An 18,058-nucleotide genomic window follows, 5' to 3' on the forward strand; every position below is an offset into this window, starting at 1 on the left:
TCAACTGTTAATTAGGATGCGTCCATCGCTCCTGCTGACCTGTACCGCACGCCATGAAGCCTCGCATCCTCCAACTCAATCCCATCCTCATTCCCGCCGCCAACGATCAGTTGGCCGCGCTGTACGAGGTGCACAAGTACTTCGAGATCGCCGACCCAGAGGCGTGGCTGCGTGAGTACGGCAGCAGCATCGAGGCGGTGATCACGGGCGGGCATACCGGCATCTCGCGCCCCATGCTGGAGCAGCTGCCCGCGCTGAAGGTGGTGGCCGTGAATGGTGTCGGCACCGATGCCGTGGACCTGGCCTACTGCCGCACCCGCGGCCTGCCGGTCACGGCCACGCTGGGCGCGCTGACCGAGGACGTGGCCGACCTGGCCATCGGCCTGCTGATCGCCGCCTGCCGCAACCTCTGCGCAGGCGACCGCTTCGTGCGGGACGGCCAGTGGGAGCTGTACCCGCAGCCCAGCGCCATTCCGCTGGCGCGTCGCTTCAGCGGCATGCGCGTGGGCATCGTGGGCATGGGCCGGGTGGGGCGGGCCGTGGCGGTGCGCGCGGCCGCCTTCGGCTGCCCGATCCGCTACACCGATCTGCGCGCCATGGACGACATCGCCCATCCCTTCGTACCGACCCTGCTGGAGCTGGCCCAGGAGTCGGACGCGTTGGTGCTCTGCGCCGCTGCGGACCAGGCCGAGGGCATCGTGAATGCGGCGGTGCTCGATGCACTGGGGCCCAGCGGCTTCCTGGTGAACGTGGCCCGCGGCCGGCTGGTCAACGAGGCGGACCTGGCCGCTGCGGTCACGGCCGGGCGCATCGCCGGGGCCGGACTGGATGTGTTCGTGGACGAGCCGCGCGTGCCCCGGGCCCTGCGCCAGTCCGATGCCGTGACGCTGCAGGCCCACCGTGCCAGCGCCACCTGGGAGACCCGTGCGGCCATGGCCGACATGGTGCTCGCCAGCGTGGCCCAGGCCCTGGCGGGCGAACGCCCCGCGATGAGCCTGACGACCTGAGCGCGCGGCCTGGCGGCCGCGTGCCGCCCACCCTGCGCACAAGCCGGACACAGGTGCGGCGCAGGGGAGGGCACTGCTTGAACGAAGACCACACAACGACAACGGAGACAAGACATGACCCAACGACGTTCCATCCTCATCCGCGCGCTGGCTCTGGCCGCGGCCCTTGGCGCAGTCGCGCCGGTTTGGGCCCAGGCCTCGGCCCCGGCCCCGGCCTTTCCGTCCAAGCCGGTCACGCTCGTCGTGCCGTTCCCGCCTGGTGGGGGCACCGACACGGGTGCCCGGCTGCTGGCCGAGCAACTGGGCCGGCGTTGGGGCCAGACGGTGGTGGTGGACAACAAGGGCGGCGCCGCAGGACAGATCGGCGCCGACTATGTGGCCAAGGCCAAGCCGGACGGCTACACGCTGTTGCTGGGCAACATCGGCACGCAGGCCATCAACCCGTCGCTGTACCCCAAGCTGCCCTATGACGCCGACACGGCCTTCGCTCCCATCACCCTGCTGGCCGAACTGCCGCTGGCGATGATGGTCCACCCCAGCGTGCAGGCGCGCACGCCGGCCGAGTTCATCGCGCTGGCCAAGGCCCAGCCAGGCTCGCTCACCTACAGCAGCTCCGGCGCCGGCGGCGCGCCGCACCTGGCGGCCGAGCTGTTCAAGGACCAGAGCGGGACATTCATCCTCCACGTGCCCTACCGCGGCGGCGGCCCGGCCATCGCCGACCTGCTGGCCGGCCATGTGCAGCTGTCGTTCATGACGGTGCTGGAGGCCTCGGGCCACATCAAGGCCGGCAAGCTGCGGGCTCTGGCCGTCACCGGCGACAAGCGCGTGGCGGCCTTCCCCGACGTGCCCACGCTGGCGGAAGGCGCCTTGCCCGGCTTCAACGCCATCTCGTGGATCGGCGTGCTGGCGCCGGGCGGCACACCGCCGGAACTGGTGCAGAAGATCGCCGCCGACGTGCGCGCCGTGATGGCGGACGAGGCGGTGAAGGCGCGGTTCGCGGCGCTGGGCGGTGTGCCCCGCACGACGACACCCCCGGAATTCGCCAAGCTGATCAAGGACGACCGCGCGCGCTACGCGCAGATCATCCGCAGCCGCAAGATCACCGTCGACTGAGCCGCGCCCTGGGCCCGGTTCGCACCGCCTCCGTCCGTCCGTTCGTTCGTTCGTTCCGCACCCGCTTGCCGCAGGAGCTGTCTGCATGACGTCTTTCGCCATTCCCGTGCCCGCCCCCGTCACCCTGGCGGTGGCCGGCAGCAGCGCACGGTTTCCCGTGGGCCGGGTGTTCTGCATCGGCCGCAACTACGCCTGGAGCGCGGACGAGCCGCGCCCGGCCGAGATGCCCGCGTGGTTCATGAAGCCCGCCAGTGCCGTCGTGCCGGCCCAGGGGGCCTTGCACTGCCCGCCGCAGACCACCGAGTTCTGCCACGAGGTGGAGCTGGTGGTGGCCATCGGCCAGGGCGGGCGCGGCATCGATCCCGCACGGGCCGAGGCCGGCCACGTCTGGGGCTACGCCGTGGGGCTGGACATGACCCGGCGCGACCTGCAGCGGCAGGCCAAGGCAGCCGGCGGCCCCTGGGAGCCGGCCAAGGCCTTCGACCATTCCGCACCGTGTACCCCGCTGGTGCCGGCCGCACGCTGCGGCCACCCCCGCAGCGGCGCCATCTGGCTGACGGTCAACGGCGTGGAGCGGCAGCGGTCGGACGTGGCGCAGCTGCTATGGCCGGTGGCCGAGCTGATCGCCATGCTGTCCCGTTCGGTCACTCTCGCGCCGGGCGATCTGGTCTTCACGGGCACGCCGGCCGGCGTCGACGTGCTGCACCCCGGCGACAGCGTGCGGGCCGGTGTGGACGGCATCGGCGAACTGGCCATGGACGTCACCGCCACCTCTTCGTGATTCCCTTACTGGAGCCCTGTCTTGAACCTCTCTTCTCCATCCTCCTCCCGTCCGACACGCATCGCCCTCGTCACCGGTGCCGGCAGCGGTATCGGCCGGGCGGTCGCCCTGGGGCTGCTCGGCGACGGCTGGACCGTCGTGCTGGCCGGGCGCCGCCCCGAGCCGCTGGACCAATTGGTCGCCGAGGCCACCGCGCGCGGCCAGACGGCGATGGCCGTGCCGACCGACGTCACCGACCCGGAAAGCGTGCAGGCGCTGTTCGACGCGATCGAGCGGCGCTGGGGGCGGCTGGATCTGCTGTTCAACAACGCCGGTGTGAATGCACCCGCCGTGCCGATGGACGAGCTGCCGCTGGACAAATGGTTCAGCGTGATCAACACCAATGTGACCGGCGTGTTCCTGTGCGCCCGGGCTGCCTTCGGCCTGATGCGGCGCCAGCAGCCGCAGGGCGGGCGGATCATCAACAACGGGTCGATTTCTGCCCACGCGCCGCGGCCGTTCACGGCGCCGTACACGGCCAGCAAGCACGCGGTGACGGGGCTGACCAAGGCCATCGCGCTGGACGGCCGGGCCTACGGCATCGTGGCCAGCCAGATCGACATCGGCAATGCGCTGACCGAGCTGTCAGAGCGCATGACGCGCGGCGTGCTGCAGGCCAACGGCAGTGTGGCGCCCGAACCCATGATGGCCGCCAGCCATGTGGCCGACGCCGTGCGGCACATTGCCGCGCTTCCGCCCGAGGCCAATGTGCTGCAGATGACGGTGATGGCCAGCGCCATGCCGTTCGTCGGACGCGGCTGAACCCGGCCAGAGACATAAACCGCAGGAGACACCTGCATCCACCAGGAGACAAAGCATGAAATCCGTCGTTCTCTTCAAGACCCTTGCCCTGGGCGCTGCCTTGGCCGTCGCCCCCGCGCTCGCCTCAGCCCAGGCGGCGTATCCCAGCCGGGCCATCAAGATCATCGTGCCGGCCCCGCCGGGCGGCGCCATCGACACGCTGGCGCGTGTGGTGGGCGACAAGATGGCGGTGTCGATGGGACAGCCGGTGATCATCGAAAACAAGCCCGGCGCGTCCAACAACCTGGGCACCGATGTGCTCGCCAAGTCGCCGCCCGACGGCTACACCATCGGCGTGGTCGGGGGCAGCCACAACATCAACAAGTTCCTGTTCAAGAACCTGGGATGGGACCCTGAGAAGAGCTTCGAACCCATCGTCTACACGCACGAGGTGCCGCTGGTGTTCGCCGTGGCGCCGCAGGTGCCCGCCAAGACGCTGCCCGAGCTGATCACCTGGATGAAGGCCCATCCGGACGAGGCCAAGGTCGCCACCTCGGGCCGGGGCAGTGCGCAGGAGATGGCGGCGGAGATGTTCCGCCTCGCCAGCGGCGCCAACATCCTGCTGGTGCCCTACAAGGGCTCCTCCGCCGCCCACCCCGATCTGCTGGCCGGCCGCACGGCGCTCTACATCGACACCATCAGCGCCATCCAGGCCCATGTGAAGGCCGGGACGGTGAAGGCCGTGGCGGTCTCCACGCAGCAGCGGTCCAGGTCGTTGCCGGAGGTGCCCACGGCGGCCGAGCAGGGGCTGAAGGGCTACGACGCGAATACCAACGGCGGCTTCCTCGCGCCGGCCGGCACGCCCAAGGCCATCGTCAACCGGCTCAACGCCGAGATCAACGCCGCGTTGAAGCTGCCCGATGTCCGCAGCAAGCTCGAAGGCGCCGGCATCGAAGTGCAGGGCGGCACGCCGGCGGAGTACGCCGCAGTCATCAAGTCGGACCTGGCCAAGTGGGGCCGGGTCGTCAAGGAAGCCGGCATCCAGCCGGAATGACAGCGCCCGGGCGACCGGGCGGCCCGGCCGCGTGCCGGGTGGTACTCAGATGTCGTCGAGCAGCGCGTAGGGCAGGGGCAGCAACGCCAGCGCGGGTCCGTCGGCACGCACGGCGTTCAGGCGTGTGGCGTCTGCAGCGCTGATCTGCATGGACACCAGCAGGTCCACGCCGCCAGTGGGTGCCGGCGCGGTCTGAACGACGGTGCCCACGGGCTGCTCGGCATCGCCCTCGGCGAACACCTCGGCGCCGACGGGCATGTCCTCCACTGCATGGGCCAGGTAGGTGCGGCGCTTGAGGGTGCCGCGGAACTGGCTGCGGGCCACCACCTCCTGGCCGGGGTAGCAGCCCTTCTTGAAGTTCACGCCGCCGACGGACTCGTAGTTGAGCATCTGCGGCACGAAGGCCTCGACCAACGGCGCGGTCAGCGTGGCGACGCCGCTGCGCACCTCGCTCCAGCGCCAGGCTTCGAGCGGCAGCTCGGCGCCCTCCGGCGCCGGCGTGCCGGCCGGCGCCACCCACAGGGCACGCGCCTGGCCGTCGGCCGGGTAGAGCTGCACCACGCTGGCGGCGCCTGCGTCGGCCTTGCTCCAGGGCGCGCGCTCTGCCGGGGCCGCGCTGCCGGCCAGGCCGCGCAGGGTGAAATCGGCGCTGGCGTCGGTCAGTTTGGCCTTCGTGCGCAGCACGAACATGGACAGGCGCTTGAGCGTGGGCGCCAGCAGGTCGGCCGAGCACACCAGCAGCACCTCGGAGGCGCTGCGCTTGAAGCCGATGAAGCTGGCCTGCATGCGGCCCTTAGCCGAGAGAAAGCCCGCCAGGCGGGCCTGGTCCAGCCCCAGCAGGGCGAAGTCCTGGGTGAGCTGGCCGTGCAGGAATTTGGCGGCTTCTTCGCCTTCGACACGGATCACGCCCAGGTGCGTCAGAGGAGGGGTCACGCCGTCCAGCGGCACAGGCAGGGTGGTGGTCATGGCTGAATTATGATGCCCGGTTCCATTCACACAGGCAGCAGGGTTGTGCGTCGATTTCTCGCATTGGTATTGGTGATGGTGCTGACGGCAGGGGCCGTGGCCTTCTGGTGGCTGCACGAGCCCATGCCCGTGCGCCCGCGCGCCGGCGTGCCCGCCAACCAGCCGCTGGAGCTGGTTATCGACCCCGGAACCACGCCGCGCGGCGTGGCCCGTGCCGTGGTCGAGGCGGGCGTGGGTCTGGATGCGCGCGTGCTCTATGCCTGGTTCCGCTTCTCGGGGCAGGACCGGCTCATCAAGGCGGGCAACTACGAGATAGCGGTAGGCACCACCCCGCGCGGCCTGCTGCAGATGCTGGTGCGTGGCGAGGAAGCCCTGCGCGCCCTGACGTTGGTCGAAGGCTGGACCTTTCGCCAGGTACGCCAGGCCCTGGCGCGCGAAGACCAGCTCAAGCCCGAGACCCGCGACATGACCGAGGCCGCCCTCATGCAGGCGCTGGGCCGTCCGGGCGTCGCGGCGGAAGGTCGGTTCTTTCCGGATACCTACAACTACGCCAAGGGCACGAGCGACCTCGCCCTGCTGCGCCGCGCGCTGCATGCCATGGACAAGCGGCTGGAGGCCGCCTGGGCGCAGCGGGCCGCGGACACGCCGCTCAAGAATGCCGACGAGGCGCTGATCCTGGCCAGCATCGTCGAGAAGGAAACCGGCCGCGCCGCCGACCGCGCGCAGATCGCCGGGGTGTTCACCAACCGGCTGCGCATCGGCATGCTGCTGCAGACCGACCCGACGGTGATCTACGGCATGGGCGAGAAGTTCGACGGCAACCTGCGCCGGCGGGACCTGCAGACCGACACGCCCTGGAACACCTACACGCGGGGCGGCCTGCCGCCGACGCCTATCGCCCTGCCGGGCAAGGCCTCGCTGCTGGCAGCGGTGCAGCCGGAGCAGACCAAGGCGCTGTATTTCGTGTCGCGCGGCGATGGCACCAGCCATTTCAGCCCCACGCTGGACGAACACAACCGGGCCGTCAACCGCTACCAGCGCGGCGGCCCATGACGGGACGCGCGCAGACGGCGGCCCCTCTCTTTCATTCACCGGAACCCACAGGAACAGGAACGTCGATGGCATTGGAGCAAGCACCCGCCGAGCGCGGGCTGTTCATCACGTTCGAAGGCATCGACGGTGCGGGCAAGTCCTCGCACATCGACGGGCTGGCGCATGCCTTGCGGGCCGCGGGCCGCACCGTGGTCGTCACGCGCGAGCCCGGCGGAACGCCGCTGGCCGAAAAGCTGCGCACGCTGCTGCTGCACGACGCCATGGACCCGCTGACCGAGGCGCTGCTCATCTTCGCCGGCCGGCGCGACCACCTGCGCTGCGTGATCGAGCCGGCCCTGGCCCGTGGCGAGGTCGTGCTGTGCGACCGCTTCACCGACGCCACCTTCGCCTACCAGGGGGCCGGCCGGGGCTTCGACACCGTCGCGCTGCTGGACCTGGAGCGCATGGCCCAGACCGGCCTGGGCCCGCAGCCCAGCCCGATGCGCAACCCCGATCTCACCCTGTGGTTCGACCTGCCCCCGGCCGTGGCCGCGCAGCGGCTGGCGGGCGCGCGGGTGCCCGACCGCTTCGAGGCCCAGCCGGTGGCATTCTTCGCCCGTGTGGCGCAGGGCTATGCCGACCGCGCCGCCGTCGCGCCCCAGCGGTTCGCCCGGCTGGACGCCGCCCAGCCCCGGGAGGCCGTGTGGGCGCAACTGGCCGACGTGCTGGTACAGCGGGGCTGGCTGGTACCGGCTGCCGGGGCGCCGGCATGAGCGACGCTGCCGCATTGGCGGAGCAGCCCGTAGCGCCCTGGATCGCGGCGCAGCGCGACCAGCTGCTGGCCCAGCGAGGCCATGCCTGGCTGCTGCAGGGGCCTTCCGGATTGGGCCAGTACCGCCTGGCTCTGGAACTGGTGCGCGCCTGGCTGTGCGAGGCGCCCACGCCCCACGGCGCCTGCGGCCACTGCACCAGTTGCCACGCCATCGACGTGCGTGCCCATGCCGACCTGTGCGTGCTCATGCCCGAGACGCAGATGGTCGCGCTGGGCTGGCCGCTGCCCGAGAAGGCACAGGCCGAGATCGACGACAAGAAGCGCAAGCCCAGCCGCGAGATCCGGGTGGAGGCCATGCGCGATGCGGTGGAGTTCGCGCAGCGCACGTCGGCCCGCGGCCGCGGCAAGGCGGTGCTGGTCTATCCCGCCGAGCAGATGAACCACGTCACCGCCAACGCGCTGCTGAAGACGCTGGAGGAGCCGCCCGGCGACGTGCGCTTCGTGTTGGCGACCGAGGCGGCCCACCAGCTGCTGCCCACCATCCGCAGCCGTTGCCTGGGCCACACCATGGTCTGGCCGCAGCCCCCGGCCATGCATGCGTGGCTGGCGGGGCAGGGCGTGGCGCAGGATGCAGCGCAGGCCTTGCTGCGTGCAGCCGGCGGCCGGCCCGACGATGCGCTGGCCCTGGCGCGCGCGGGCCGCAGCCCGCAGGCCTGGGCCCAGCTGCCCAAGGCCGTTGCGCGCGGCGATGTCTCGGCCCTGGCCGATATGGCGCCTGCCGAGGCGGTCGACGCGCTGCAGAAGCTGTGCCACGATCTGCTGGCCCGCCGCGTGGGCGCGCCGCCGCGCTACTTCGCCGAGGCCGACCTGCCCGAACCGCCCGGCGTCGCCCCGCTCACACGCTGGGCCCGCGCGCTGGCCAAGGAGGCCCGCACCGCGGAGCATCCGTTCAATGCCGGCCTCATGCTGGAGTCGCTTGTGGCCCAGGCGCGAAACGCCCTACACTCGCGCCATTAGCCCTTTCGCAGACCCATGAGCAGTCCCTCCACAGCGCCCCGTCCCAGCGTCATGCAGCTGGCCATCAAGGAAAAGGCGGCCCTGTATGCGGCATACATTCCGTTCTTTGCCGAAGGCGGCATCTTCGTGCCCACGCCGCGCGAGTACAAACTGGGCGACGACGTCTACGTGCTGCTGACCTTGCCCGAAGACCCGCAGCGCTACCCCGTGGCCGGCCGTGTGGCCTGGGTCACCCCGGCCCGCGCGGCCGGCAACCGTACGCAGGGCGTGGGCATCCAGTTCCCCAAGGACGAGAAGTCCCGCCTGCTCAAGCACAAGATCGAAGAGATCCTGGGCGCTGCGCTGGCTTCCGAACGCCCCACCCAGACCATCTGACCGATCCCCGGTATTCTTGGGGGCTGGCCGATTTGCTGCCGAACGGTGATGCCGGTCGGCTTTTTCGTTTCTCAGAGGCCCTGGCGATACGGCTCGGACGTGGTTCAGCGCAGCTGGCCCTGGCCTGGGTCTGCAGCCCGTTGGCCGCCGATGTTTTTGTTGTCTTCCGAATACTTTCGCGCATGTTCACCGATTCCCACTGCCACCTTAACGATCCCAGCCTGCTGCCCCGACTGTCCGAGATCCGGGATGCGATGGCGGCCGCGCAGGTGGACCGGGCGCTGTGCATCTGCACGACGATGGAAGAGTTCGGCGCCGTGCAGGGTCTGGCCACGGCCCATGACAACTTCTGGGCCACGGTCGGCGTGCACCCGGACAACGAGGGGGTGACCGAGCCCTCCGTGCAGGATCTGCTGGACGGCGCAGCGCTGCCGCGCGTGGTGGCCATCGGCGAGACGGGGCTGGACTACTACGGCATGGAAGACCGCAAGGGGGGCCGCAGCATCGCCGACCTGGAGTGGCAGCGCGAGCGCTTCCGCACGCACATCCGCGCAGCGCGCACGGCCCGCAAGCCGCTGGTGATCCACACCCGCAGCGCCTCGGACGACACCTTGGCCATCCTGCGCGAAGAGGGCGAGGACGGCGCGGGCAACCGCGCCGGCGGCGTGTTCCATTGCTTCACCGAAACGGCCGAGGTGGCGCGGGCGGCACTCGACCTGGGCTACTACATCTCGTTCTCGGGCATCCTCACCTTCAAGAATGCGCAGGATCTGCGTGACGTCGCCGCCTTCGTGCCGCTGGACCGCATGCTCATCGAGACCGACAGCCCCTACCTTGCGCCCGTGCCCTACAGGGGCAAGACGAACACACCGGCATACGTGCCCTTCGTTGCGCAGCAAATTGCCACGGTGCGCGGCTTGTCGGTGGAGGCCATCGCCTCGGCCACCAGCCGCAACTTCGACGATCTGTTTCTGCAGGAAGGCAAGACGCCATGACGATGCAACGACGCCGGGCCCTGGCCTGGCTCGCCCTGGTGGGCGTAGAGGGCGGCACGACCGGCTGCGCCCACGCAGGCGCCTACGACGAATACTTCACGGCCATCGTGCGCGACCAGGGCGATGCCATCACGGCGCTGCTGCGCCGCGGTTTCGATCCCAACACCCGTGACGCCAAAGGCCAGGTGGGCCTGACGCTCGCACTCAGCCTGGAATCCATGTCGGCCTTCCAGGCCATCCTGCAGGCCCGCGGCGTGCAGGTGGAAGCGCGCAATGCACAGGACGAGAGCGCCCTCATGATGGCCGCCATCAAGGGCAACCTGCCCGCGGCGCGCGCCCTCATCGCCAAGGACGCCGACGTCAACAAGACCGGCTGGACGCCGCTGCACTACGCCGCGTCGTGCATCACGGACAACGCGCCGGCCATGATCACCTTGCTGCTGGAAAACCATGCCTACATCGACGCCGGCTCGCCCAATGGCACCACGCCGCTGATGATGGCCGTGCGCTACGGCACGGGCGACGCGGCCCGCCTGCTGGTGCGCGAGGGCGCCGATCCCACACTCAAGAACCAGCTGGGGCTGACGGCAGCCGACTTCGCGCGCCAGGCGCAGCGGCAGGACATGGTGGACCTGGTGACCGCCGCCGCCCGGCAGCGCCAGCCGGCCGCCCGCAGCACCTGGTGAGGGCAGGGTGCGCACCGCTTGCGCACCTCAATTGTAAAAAATTGATAGCAGCTTGCGCTTTCCAGAAGGGTGTTTGAGGCCTCTGGAAACCGCAAAAGCAGCCTGGACAAGCGCCGGCTGCTATGTTTTTCAGTGGACGTTGGAGCGCGCCTGCAGCCGGGCGTACAGCCCGCCGCTGGCCATCAGCTCGGCGTGCGAGCCCTGTTCGGCGATGCGACCCCGCTCCATCACCACCACGCGGTCGGCATGCTCGATGGTGGACAGGCGGTGGGCGATCACCAGCGTCGTGCGCCCGCGCATCAGCCGCTGCAGGGCTTCCTGCACCAGCCGCTCGGACTCGGTATCCAGCGCCGACGTGGCCTCGTCGAGAATGAGGATGGGCGCGTCCTTGTACAGCGCGCGGGCGATGGCCAGGCGCTGGCGCTGCCCGCCCGACAGCTGCGTCGCGTTGTGCCCCACCACCGTGTGCATGCCCTGCGGCAGCGACGCCACGTGCGCCGCCAGGTTGGCCGCATCCAGGCAGGCCTGGATCCGCGCTTCGTCGACGGGTGCGCCCAGGGCCACGTTGGCGGCGATGGTGTCGTTGAACATCACCACGTCCTGGCTGACCATGGCGAACTGCGCGCGCAGGCAGCCCAGGTCCCATTGTTCGATGGCCACGCCGTCGAGCAGAATCTCCCCCGACGTCGGCTGTAGGAAGCGGGGCAGCAGGTTGACCAGCGTGGTCTTGCCGGCGCCTGACGGCCCGACCAAGGCCACGATTTCGCCGGGGCGGATGTCCAGCCCGATGGCGTCCAGAGCCGGCGCCTGGTCGGCCTCGAAGGCCACCGTCACGCCGCGCAGGCTCAGGGCGCCCTCGGCACGCGCCACACGGTGGCTGCCGCTGTCTTCCGCTCGCGTATCGCCCAGCAGCGCTAGGCCGCGCTCCAGCGCCGCCACGCCGCGCGTGATGGGGTTGGCCACGTCCGCCAGGCGGCGGATGGGCGCCACCAGCATCAGCATGGCCGCGATGAAGGAGGCGAAGCCGCCGACCGTCACGTCCTTGGTGCCCGCGCCCTGGCTTTGCCACAGCGCGATGCAGATCACTGCCGACAGGGCGCCGGCCGCCAGCAGCTGCGTGAGCGGCGTCATGGCAGCCGAGGCGATGGTCGACTTGATAGCCAGGCGGCGCAGGCTGTGGCTGAGCTGGGCGAAGCGTTGGGCCTGGCCCTCCTGCGCCCCGTGCAGCCGCACCATGCGGTGGGCCAGCACGTTCTCTTCCACCACATAGGCGAGGTCGTCGGTGGCCTGCTGGCTGCTTTTCGTCAGTCCGTACAACCGGCGCGACAAGGTCTTCATGATCCAGCCCACGCCGGGCACCATCACGGCCACGATCAGCGTCAGCTGCCAGTTCAGGTACAGCAGATAGCCCAGCAGGGCGATCAGGGTGAAGCCATCGCGCGAGAGTCCGAGGAGCGCCTGCACCAGCGACTGGAACCCGGTTTGCACTTCGTACACCACGGTGTTGGACAGCGCGCTCGCAGACTGCTTGCCGAACAGATTCATCTCGGCCGCCAGCAGCCGCTGGAACAGCGCCTCGCGCAGCTTGAGCATGCCCTCGTTGGCGATGCGCGCCAGCGCGTACTGGCCGGAGAACTGCGCCAGCCCGCGCACGATGAACACACCGATGATGGCGAGCGGGACCATCCACAGCTTCAGGGAACCCTCGGTGAACCCCTGGTCGAGCAGGGGCTTTAGCAGGGCGGGGATCAGCGGTTCGGTGATCGCCGCGACCAGCGTGGCACACACGGCGATGGTCCAGGCCAACCGCTGGTGCCCGAAGTAAACGTGCAGGCGGCGAATGCGCTGCAGCAGGGAAAGAGATGCGGTGGAACCCGCCTGGGGGCTGCTGCGCAGCGCTATGATTCGGGGATTGCATGAGAGGCGGATTCTACGTTTCGGCTATTGCAGCTCAGCACAGTTTGTCACAGGCCGGCCTAGGCTATGTGTAACATGCAGGGCTCCTGTTACCGGCCTTTGTACGGTTATTCGATGGTTACCAATGACTATTGACCGAACTCCCTCATTTCCCTCTCTCTCCACCGTGCTTCCGCACCTGTCCCGACGGCACGCCGTCACGGCCCTTGCCGCCAGCTCCGCACTGCCTGCCTTGGCGCAGTTCCGCGTCGAGATCAAGGGTGTCGGCCTGACGCAGCTGCCGATCGCCATCGCGCCGTTCCGCGGCGAGGCGCAATCACCGCAGAAGATCTCCGCCATCGTGCAGGCCGACCTGGAGCGCAGCGGCCAGTTCGTCGGCGTGGACGCATCGGATGCGCAGCTCGACGAATCCTCCCGCCCCGACGTCGCCCTGTGGCGGCAGAAGAAGGCCGATTCGCTGGCCTCCGGCAGCGTCAGCCGCCTGGCGGACGGACGCTACGACGTCCGCTTTCGCCTGTGGGACGTCGTCAAGGGCCAGGACCTGGGAGGGCAGAGCTTCGTGGTCACCCAGGCCGACCTGCGCCTGGTGGCCCACCGCATCGCCGACTTCATCTACGAAAAGCTCACTGGCGAGCGCGGTGTGTTCTCCACCCGGATCGCCTATGTGACCAAGGCCGGCAGCCGCTACAGCCTGTGGGTGGCGGATGCCGACGGCGAGAACGCGCAGTCCGCGCTGTCCAGCCCCGAGCCCATCATCTCGCCCGCCTGGTCGCCTACGGGCGGCCAGCTGGCCTACGTGTCGTTCGAGTCCCGCAAGCCGGTCGTGTACGTGCACGACGTGTCCACGGGACGGCGCCGGCTGATCGCCAACTTCCGCGGCTCCAACAGCGCGCCCGCCTGGTCGCCCGACGGCCGCACGCTGGCCGTGACGCTCAGCCGCGACGGTGGCTCGCAGCTCTACACCATCGACGCCAACGGCGGCGAGCCCCGCCGCCTGATGCAGAGCGGAGGCATCGACACCGAGCCGGTGTTCTCCAGCGACGGCCGAAGCATCTACTTCGTCAGCGACCGCGGCGGCGCACCCCAAATCTACAAGGTCGGCACCAGCGGCGGCGGTGCCGAGCGCGTGACCTTCACCGGTTCCTACAACATCTCGCCCAGTATCAGCCCCGACGGCCAGTGGTTGGCCTACATCTCCCGGGTGGGCGGTGCCTTCAAGCTCCACGTAATGGACCTGAAGTCCGGCACGGTGACCGCCGTGACGGACACGACGCGTGATGAAAACCCCAGCTTCGCACCCAACAGCCGGCTGATCGTCTATGCCACCCAGCAGCAAGGCCGTGAGGCCCTCATGACCACCACGCTGGACGGCAAGATCAAGGCACGGCTGGCCGGTCAGAGTGGAGACATCCGGGAACCCGACTGGGGCCCGTTCCAGAAACAGCAGTGAGCCCAGAAACCTTTTTTGCTTTTTGAATACCAAGTCGACAGGAGAAGTTAAATGATGAATTCGAAGTTCAAGCGCGCGTCCCTCGCCCTCACCATGGTCGCCCTGATGGCCGGCTGCAGCTCCGGCGTCAAGCTGGAAGACACGCCCGTCGAGGACAAGGGTGCAACGTCCACCAATGCGGGCGCAAATGCCGGCGGCACCAGCCAAAGCGGCGTGGCTCCCGTGGACCTGAGCCAGTCGGCCCGCGACGGCCAAGGCCCCGTGGGCGTGGCGCGCATCGTGTACTTCGACTACGACAGCTACGTCATCAAGCCTGAAGCCCAGTCGGTCATCGACGCCCATGCCCGCTTCATCAAGGCCGTGCCCAGCCGCAAGGTCATGATCGAAGGCCACACCGACGACCGCGGTGGCCGCGAGTACAACCTGGCCCTGGGCCAGAAGCGTGCCGAGGCCGTGCGCCGCGCGCTGGGCCTGCTGGGCGTGCAGGACAGCCAGATGGAAGCCGTGAGCTTCGGCAAGGAAAAGCCGGCCGTGCAAGGCAGCTCGGAAGATGCCTACGCGCAAAACCGCCGCGCTGAACTGTCCTACCGTTGATGAGCGCTCGCATTCTCTCTCGCCACCATGCGATTGCCGCCCTGGCAGTCGCCGTGTTCGCCTGCTGGGCGCCTGCGAGCCAGGCCGCCTTGTTCGAGGATGACGAGGCACGCCGCGCCATCCTCGAGCTGCGCCAGCGCGTCGATGCCTTGCAGCAGTCGGGCCAGCGTTCCGGAGATGAGACCTCCCAGCTGCGCCGCAGCCTCCTCGACCTGCAAACGCAGATCGAGGCGCTGCGCGTGGAGCAGGCCAATCTCCGCGGACAGAACGAACAGCTGCGCAAGGATGTGAGCGACCTGCAGAGCCGCCAGAAGGACATCGCACAGGGTATGGACGAACGCCTGCGCCGGTTCGAACCCTTGAAGGTGAACGTGGATGGGCGCGAGTTCCAGGCGGACCCGGCCGAGAAGCGCGACTTCGAAGCCGCGTTGGCGGTCTTCCGCACGGGTGCTTTCGGCGACTCCGTGCCGCTGTTCACCAACTTCGTGCGGCAGTATCCGTCCAGCGGCTACGTGCCCTCGGCGCGGTTCTGGCTGGGCAATGCGCAGTACGCGACCCGCGACTACAAGGAAGCCATCAACAACTTCCGTTCCTTGCTGTCCGCGGCGCCCGACCACGCGCGCGCTCCCGAAGCGGCACTGTCGATCGCCAATTGCCAGATCGAGCTGAAGGACACCCGCGGCGCCCGCAAGACGCTGGAAGATCTGCTCAAGGCCTATCCGCAGTCCGAGGCCGCTGCCGCTGCCAAGGAGCGCCTGTCGCGTCTGAAGTGACAAGCACCTTACCCCCGGCCGATGCACAAGCCAGCGAATCCGCTGGCTTTTTCGATCCGGAGCGCCGCTTCGGTGGTCTGGCACGCCTGTATGGCGTGGAAGGCGCCGCGCGCATCCGTAGGGCCCATGTGGCCGTGATCGGAATCGGCGGCGTGGGCTCGTGGGCCGTGGAAGCGCTGGCCCGCAGTGGCGTGGAGCACCTCACGCTCATCGACATGGACCATGTCGCCGAGTCCAACGTCAACCGCCAGATCCACGCGACCACCGACACGCTCGGCCAAGCCAAGATCGACGCCATGCGTGACCGCATCCGCCTCATCAACCCGGATTGCGTGGTGCACTGCGTCGACGATTTCGTCACCGAGTCCAATTGGCCGGCCGTGCTGCCCCCGCCCGTGGACGCCGTCATCGACGCCTGCGACCAGGTGCGCGCCAAGGTCGCGATGGCAGCGTGGAGCCTCCGTACCAAGACGCCGTTCATCGCCGTAGGCGCCGCCGGCGGCAAGCGCTGGGCCCACAAGGTGGATATCGACGACCTGTCGCAGACCACGCATGACCCGCTGCTCGCTCAAGTTCGCTACCGGTTGCGCAAACAGCATGGTGCGCCCAAGGAAGGCAAGGCGATCAAAGTCGCTTGCGTTTTCAGCCGCGAGGCCGTCGCGGCGCCGCATGCCTCCTGCCAGATCGACGCGGGGGATGGCACGCTGAACTGTCATGGTTACGGCTCCGTCGTCTCGGTGACCGCCACTTTCGGCCAGTGTGCAGCGGGCTGGGTGTTCGATCGCTTGGCCGGAGCGCGGTAAAAGCACGCTATACTCACAGGCTTTGCTGCAGCACGAAAGTGCTGATGCAGTGGGACGTTAGCTCAGTTGGTAGAGCAGCGGACTTTTAATCCGTTGGTCACTGGTTCGACCCCAGTACGTCCTACCACTCTCTTCAAAAAGCCGCTTCTTCAAGCGGCTTTTTTCTTTTCCGCTGAGAAGATGCGTCCTGGGCCTGAAGCGGATGGGTTCGCCGGCAGCGACTCGGTGCGGGCGATGAGGTGTTTGCGGTACAGGTGCGCCAACCGCGCCTTTTTGCCCGATCATGCAGCCGTCGAGATAACGGAGGAGTGCAATGGACGAGGCGATTTATCTCAAGCTCAAAGGCATCGTGATCCGGGATTTGGTGGCGGACCCCCGTCGCGAGCACTTTCACGAAAAGGAACTGGCTACGGAGGGGCTGACAACCGAGTACCGGCGGGCGGTGGAGGAGGTGCTGGAAGAGCTTGCCGCCGCGCGGCGCGCGCGAAGTTGACGGCCTGAGGTATGGTGACGGTGTGGGGGACCACGCGGCTTGCGCTCGGCCCGTCTGCCATGCGCAGATGCTTGCGGTCTGCTACTTTCTCTGGCGGGAAAGGGTGACCCGCATTGTTCGCAGGCTGCTTCTTATGGTTGGAATTTCAGGCGGAAGCGGCTTCAGCAATCGTCCCGCTGCTCTCGATGGCCAGTCCGGCCTGGCGCCAAGCCTCCAGCCCTCCCTGCAGGGGTTGGACGACCTGGAAACCCGCGCGTTTCAGCTGGCTGGAAACAATCACGGCGGACGCTTCTGCTGGGCAGTCGCAGTAGACGATGATCTGCGTCGTGCGGTGGGGACTGTTCATCGCGGACGCCCACTGCGAGGCGTCGAATCGCTGTGCGCCTGGGATGCGTTCGCGCTCCCAGAGCGCTGGCTTGCGAACGTCCAGAACGATGTGGGGTTTCTTGGAGTCCAGTAGGTTTTGCAGTTCGGCCACCGCAATGCGGGGCACTAGCATCTGCCGCCTGATTGTCAGTCGCGACCAGAATTTGCGTGCGATGTAGACCGCCAAGCCCGCCAGGAGAAGTGCCACGCCCCACTTTCCGAGCGCTTGCAGCGTGTCCAACGCGGATTCCATCGCGGAGGAGAAGATCCAACCGAGGGCCAGGCCCACGCTTGCCCACAGTGCCGCACCGGCTGCGTCATAAGCCAGAAACGCTGCAGTCCGTACCCGCATCGTGCCCGCCATGGCGGTGGCGATCGATGCAAACCCGGGAATGAACTTCGCGACCAAAAGCGACTTCGCGCCCCAGCGGTCAAACAGGTTCTCGGTTTGGGCGACACAGGTATCCGGCGTCAGGGAGAGCTTGCACATCAGCCGCAGCACGCGGCTGCCGTACCGGCTGCCCGCCAGATACCACGCGTAGTCCGCGATGAGGCATGCGCCCACCGTCGATGCCAGAAGCAGGGGTGCGGACAGTTCGCCCTTGGCAGCCAGTGAACCGGCCACCATCAGGACCGGGAAGGCCGGAATCGGCACGCCCAACTGTTCCACCAGCACCCAGCCAAAAATGAGCAGAACGCCATAGCTGGCGAGCAGGGTGAAGAGGTAGTCCAAGATGTCTTCTCTCTCGGCCTGGTCTGATGCCGGCCGCTGTCGGTGCAGTGAGGGGGCAGTGGTGCTTCGCTAGAAGCCCAGCGCTGTGCAGTGTTTGTGCGGGGCTTTTGCTGAAGAAGTGCGTCGGATCATAAGTTGCCTTGGAAACCCTGGTGCGGCGTGGCAATGGGCGTCGTGCACAGCCGCTGCGGCGCTCTGCTTGGGCTTTCTGGTCTATCGCGGCCTTCTCCATTCGTCCCGAGTTCTGTCGAGAAGAGGGGGGCGGAAGAGTGCATCCTGAGGCCCGCGCCATGAAGCCGATGGATGGGCGCTGCTGCGCCCGGGCCGCGGGTTTGCAGAGGCCTCGCTGGA

General features: G+C 68.5%; 19 protein-coding genes and 1 tRNA gene. 17 read left to right on the forward strand and 3 right to left on the reverse strand.

The features are described from left to right. The first annotated feature begins 53 nt into the window (after positions 1–53). The 5 genes from QE399_RS14645 (at position 54) to QE399_RS14665 (ending at position 4,735) form a co-directional block, all read left to right on the forward strand. Positions 54–1,007, forward strand: a complete 954-nt coding sequence (locus tag QE399_RS14645; protein WP_309829679.1) for a 2-hydroxyacid dehydrogenase — start codon at positions 54–56, stop codon at positions 1,005–1,007. 114 nt (positions 1,008–1,121) lie between these two features. Further along, positions 1,122–2,120 (forward strand): Bug family tripartite tricarboxylate transporter substrate binding protein, encoded by a 999-nt coding sequence (locus QE399_RS14650; RefSeq protein WP_309829681.1) that lies wholly within the window; start codon positions 1,122–1,124, stop codon positions 2,118–2,120. A gap of 85 nt (positions 2,121–2,205) precedes the next feature. Next, positions 2,206–2,901 carry a fumarylacetoacetate hydrolase family protein gene (locus QE399_RS14655; RefSeq protein WP_309829683.1) on the forward strand — a complete coding sequence of 232 codons (696 nt, stop codon included), beginning with the start codon at positions 2,206–2,208 and terminating at the stop codon, positions 2,899–2,901. A 21-nt stretch (positions 2,902–2,922) separates the two neighbouring features. After that, entirely contained in the window at positions 2,923–3,702 is a 780-nt protein-coding gene (locus QE399_RS14660) for an SDR family oxidoreductase (RefSeq protein WP_309829685.1), read from the forward strand. Positions 3,703–3,757: 55 nt separating this feature from the next. Beyond that, positions 3,758–4,735 (forward strand): Bug family tripartite tricarboxylate transporter substrate binding protein, encoded by a 978-nt coding sequence (locus QE399_RS14665; protein ID WP_309829687.1) that lies wholly within the window; start codon positions 3,758–3,760, stop codon positions 4,733–4,735. A 45-nt stretch (positions 4,736–4,780) separates the two neighbouring features. Here the strand turns inward: QE399_RS14665 and ygfZ are convergent, their stop codons facing one another. Beyond that, positions 4,781–5,701 carry a CAF17-like 4Fe-4S cluster assembly/insertion protein YgfZ gene (gene ygfZ, locus QE399_RS14670; RefSeq protein ID WP_309829689.1) on the reverse strand — a complete coding sequence of 307 codons (921 nt, stop codon included), beginning with the start codon at positions 5,699–5,701 and terminating at the stop codon, positions 4,781–4,783. 45 nt (positions 5,702–5,746) lie between these two features. On the opposite strand from ygfZ, the gene mltG reads away from it, so the two are divergent. The 6 genes from mltG (at position 5,747) to QE399_RS14700 (ending at position 10,578) form a co-directional block, all read left to right on the forward strand. Further along, on the forward strand, positions 5,747–6,754 hold the full coding sequence (mltG, locus tag QE399_RS14675) for an endolytic transglycosylase MltG (protein ID WP_309829691.1): 1,008 nt from the start codon (positions 5,747–5,749) through the stop codon (positions 6,752–6,754). A gap of 65 nt (positions 6,755–6,819) precedes the next feature. Then, on the forward strand, positions 6,820–7,506 hold the full coding sequence (gene tmk / locus QE399_RS14680) for a dTMP kinase (RefSeq protein ID WP_309829692.1): 687 nt from the start codon (positions 6,820–6,822) through the stop codon (positions 7,504–7,506). Next, positions 7,503–8,522, forward strand: coding sequence for a DNA polymerase III subunit delta' (locus QE399_RS14685; protein ID WP_309829694.1), 1,020 nt, complete (start codon positions 7,503–7,505; stop codon positions 8,520–8,522). Before tmk ends, QE399_RS14685 begins: the two co-directional genes overlap by 4 nt. A 15-nt stretch (positions 8,523–8,537) precedes the next feature. Beyond that, entirely contained in the window at positions 8,538–8,897 is a 360-nt protein-coding gene (locus QE399_RS14690; protein WP_309829696.1) for a PilZ domain-containing protein, read from the forward strand. Positions 8,898–9,079: 182 nt separating this feature from the next. Beyond that, entirely contained in the window at positions 9,080–9,892 is an 813-nt protein-coding gene (locus tag QE399_RS14695; protein WP_309829698.1) for a TatD family hydrolase, read from the forward strand. Then, positions 9,889–10,578 carry an ankyrin repeat domain-containing protein gene (locus tag QE399_RS14700; RefSeq protein WP_309829700.1) on the forward strand — a complete coding sequence of 230 codons (690 nt, stop codon included), beginning with the start codon at positions 9,889–9,891 and terminating at the stop codon, positions 10,576–10,578. The genes QE399_RS14695 and QE399_RS14700 overlap by 4 nt, the downstream gene beginning before the upstream one ends. 129 nt (positions 10,579–10,707) lie before the next feature. Here the strand turns inward: QE399_RS14700 and msbA are convergent, their stop codons facing one another. Continuing rightward, the gene (gene msbA / locus QE399_RS14705) at positions 10,708–12,483 is read right to left on the reverse strand and encodes a lipid A export permease/ATP-binding protein MsbA (RefSeq protein WP_309832126.1); all 1,776 of its coding nucleotides are present in this window, start codon (positions 12,481–12,483) and stop codon (positions 10,708–10,710) included. Between the two features lie 136 nt (positions 12,484–12,619). Between msbA and tolB the strand changes: the two genes are divergently transcribed. From tolB to QE399_RS14735, 6 genes are all read left to right on the forward strand, one after another. Next, positions 12,620–13,945, forward strand: coding sequence for a Tol-Pal system beta propeller repeat protein TolB (gene tolB, locus QE399_RS14710; protein WP_309829702.1), 1,326 nt, complete (start codon positions 12,620–12,622; stop codon positions 13,943–13,945). A 51-nt stretch (positions 13,946–13,996) separates the two neighbouring features. After that, a complete protein-coding gene (gene pal / locus QE399_RS14715) occupies positions 13,997–14,539 on the forward strand; it encodes a peptidoglycan-associated lipoprotein Pal (protein ID WP_309829703.1) in 543 nt (180 codons plus the stop codon). Then, positions 14,539–15,312, forward strand: coding sequence for a tol-pal system protein YbgF (gene ybgF / locus QE399_RS14720; protein ID WP_309829705.1), 774 nt, complete (start codon positions 14,539–14,541; stop codon positions 15,310–15,312). Before pal ends, ybgF begins: the two co-directional genes overlap by 1 nt. Beyond that, positions 15,309–16,115: a tRNA threonylcarbamoyladenosine dehydratase gene (locus tag QE399_RS14725; RefSeq protein ID WP_309829706.1), complete on the forward strand. Its 807-nt coding sequence runs from the start codon at positions 15,309–15,311 to the stop codon at positions 16,113–16,115. Before ybgF ends, QE399_RS14725 begins: the two co-directional genes overlap by 4 nt. A 51-nt stretch (positions 16,116–16,166) precedes the next feature. Then, positions 16,167–16,242: transfer RNA gene (locus QE399_RS14730), tRNA-Lys, on the forward strand. 186 nt (positions 16,243–16,428) lie between these two features. Further along, positions 16,429–16,608, forward strand: coding sequence for a hypothetical protein (locus QE399_RS14735; protein WP_309829708.1), 180 nt, complete (start codon positions 16,429–16,431; stop codon positions 16,606–16,608). Between the two features lie 145 nt (positions 16,609–16,753). On the opposite strand, the gene QE399_RS14740 is transcribed toward QE399_RS14735, so the two are convergent. Beyond that, complete coding sequence (locus tag QE399_RS14740) at positions 16,754–17,707, reverse strand: rhodanese-like domain-containing protein (protein WP_309829710.1); 954 nt, start codon at positions 17,705–17,707, stop codon at positions 16,754–16,756. Positions 17,708–18,058 lie beyond the last annotated feature (351 nt).

Source organism: Paracidovorax wautersii (genome assembly GCF_031453675.1).
Classification (GTDB): domain Bacteria; phylum Pseudomonadota; class Gammaproteobacteria; order Burkholderiales; family Burkholderiaceae_C; genus Paracidovorax.

Coding starts and splice junctions, on each gene's coding strand:
- QE399_RS14735 (WP_309829708.1), top strand. CDS start 16,429: ATGGACGAGGCGATTTATCTCAAGCTCAAAGGCATCGTGATCCGGGAT.
- pal (WP_309829703.1), top strand. CDS start 13,997: ATGATGAATTCGAAGTTCAAGCGCGCGTCCCTCGCCCTCACCATGGTC.
- ybgF (WP_309829705.1), top strand. CDS start 14,539: ATGAGCGCTCGCATTCTCTCTCGCCACCATGCGATTGCCGCCCTGGCA.
- ygfZ (WP_309829689.1), bottom strand. CDS start 5,701: ATGACCACCACCCTGCCTGTGCCGCTGGACGGCGTGACCCCTCCTCTG.
- QE399_RS14650 (WP_309829681.1), top strand. CDS start 1,122: ATGACCCAACGACGTTCCATCCTCATCCGCGCGCTGGCTCTGGCCGCG.
- QE399_RS14655 (WP_309829683.1), top strand. CDS start 2,206: ATGACGTCTTTCGCCATTCCCGTGCCCGCCCCCGTCACCCTGGCGGTG.
- QE399_RS14700 (WP_309829700.1), top strand. CDS start 9,889: ATGACGATGCAACGACGCCGGGCCCTGGCCTGGCTCGCCCTGGTGGGC.
- tolB (WP_309829702.1), top strand. CDS start 12,620: ATGACTATTGACCGAACTCCCTCATTTCCCTCTCTCTCCACCGTGCTT.
- QE399_RS14695 (WP_309829698.1), top strand. CDS start 9,080: ATGTTCACCGATTCCCACTGCCACCTTAACGATCCCAGCCTGCTGCCC.
- QE399_RS14645 (WP_309829679.1), top strand. CDS start 54: ATGAAGCCTCGCATCCTCCAACTCAATCCCATCCTCATTCCCGCCGCC.
- QE399_RS14665 (WP_309829687.1), top strand. CDS start 3,758: ATGAAATCCGTCGTTCTCTTCAAGACCCTTGCCCTGGGCGCTGCCTTG.
- tmk (WP_309829692.1), top strand. CDS start 6,820: ATGGCATTGGAGCAAGCACCCGCCGAGCGCGGGCTGTTCATCACGTTC.
- QE399_RS14690 (WP_309829696.1), top strand. CDS start 8,538: ATGAGCAGTCCCTCCACAGCGCCCCGTCCCAGCGTCATGCAGCTGGCC.
- QE399_RS14685 (WP_309829694.1), top strand. CDS start 7,503: ATGAGCGACGCTGCCGCATTGGCGGAGCAGCCCGTAGCGCCCTGGATC.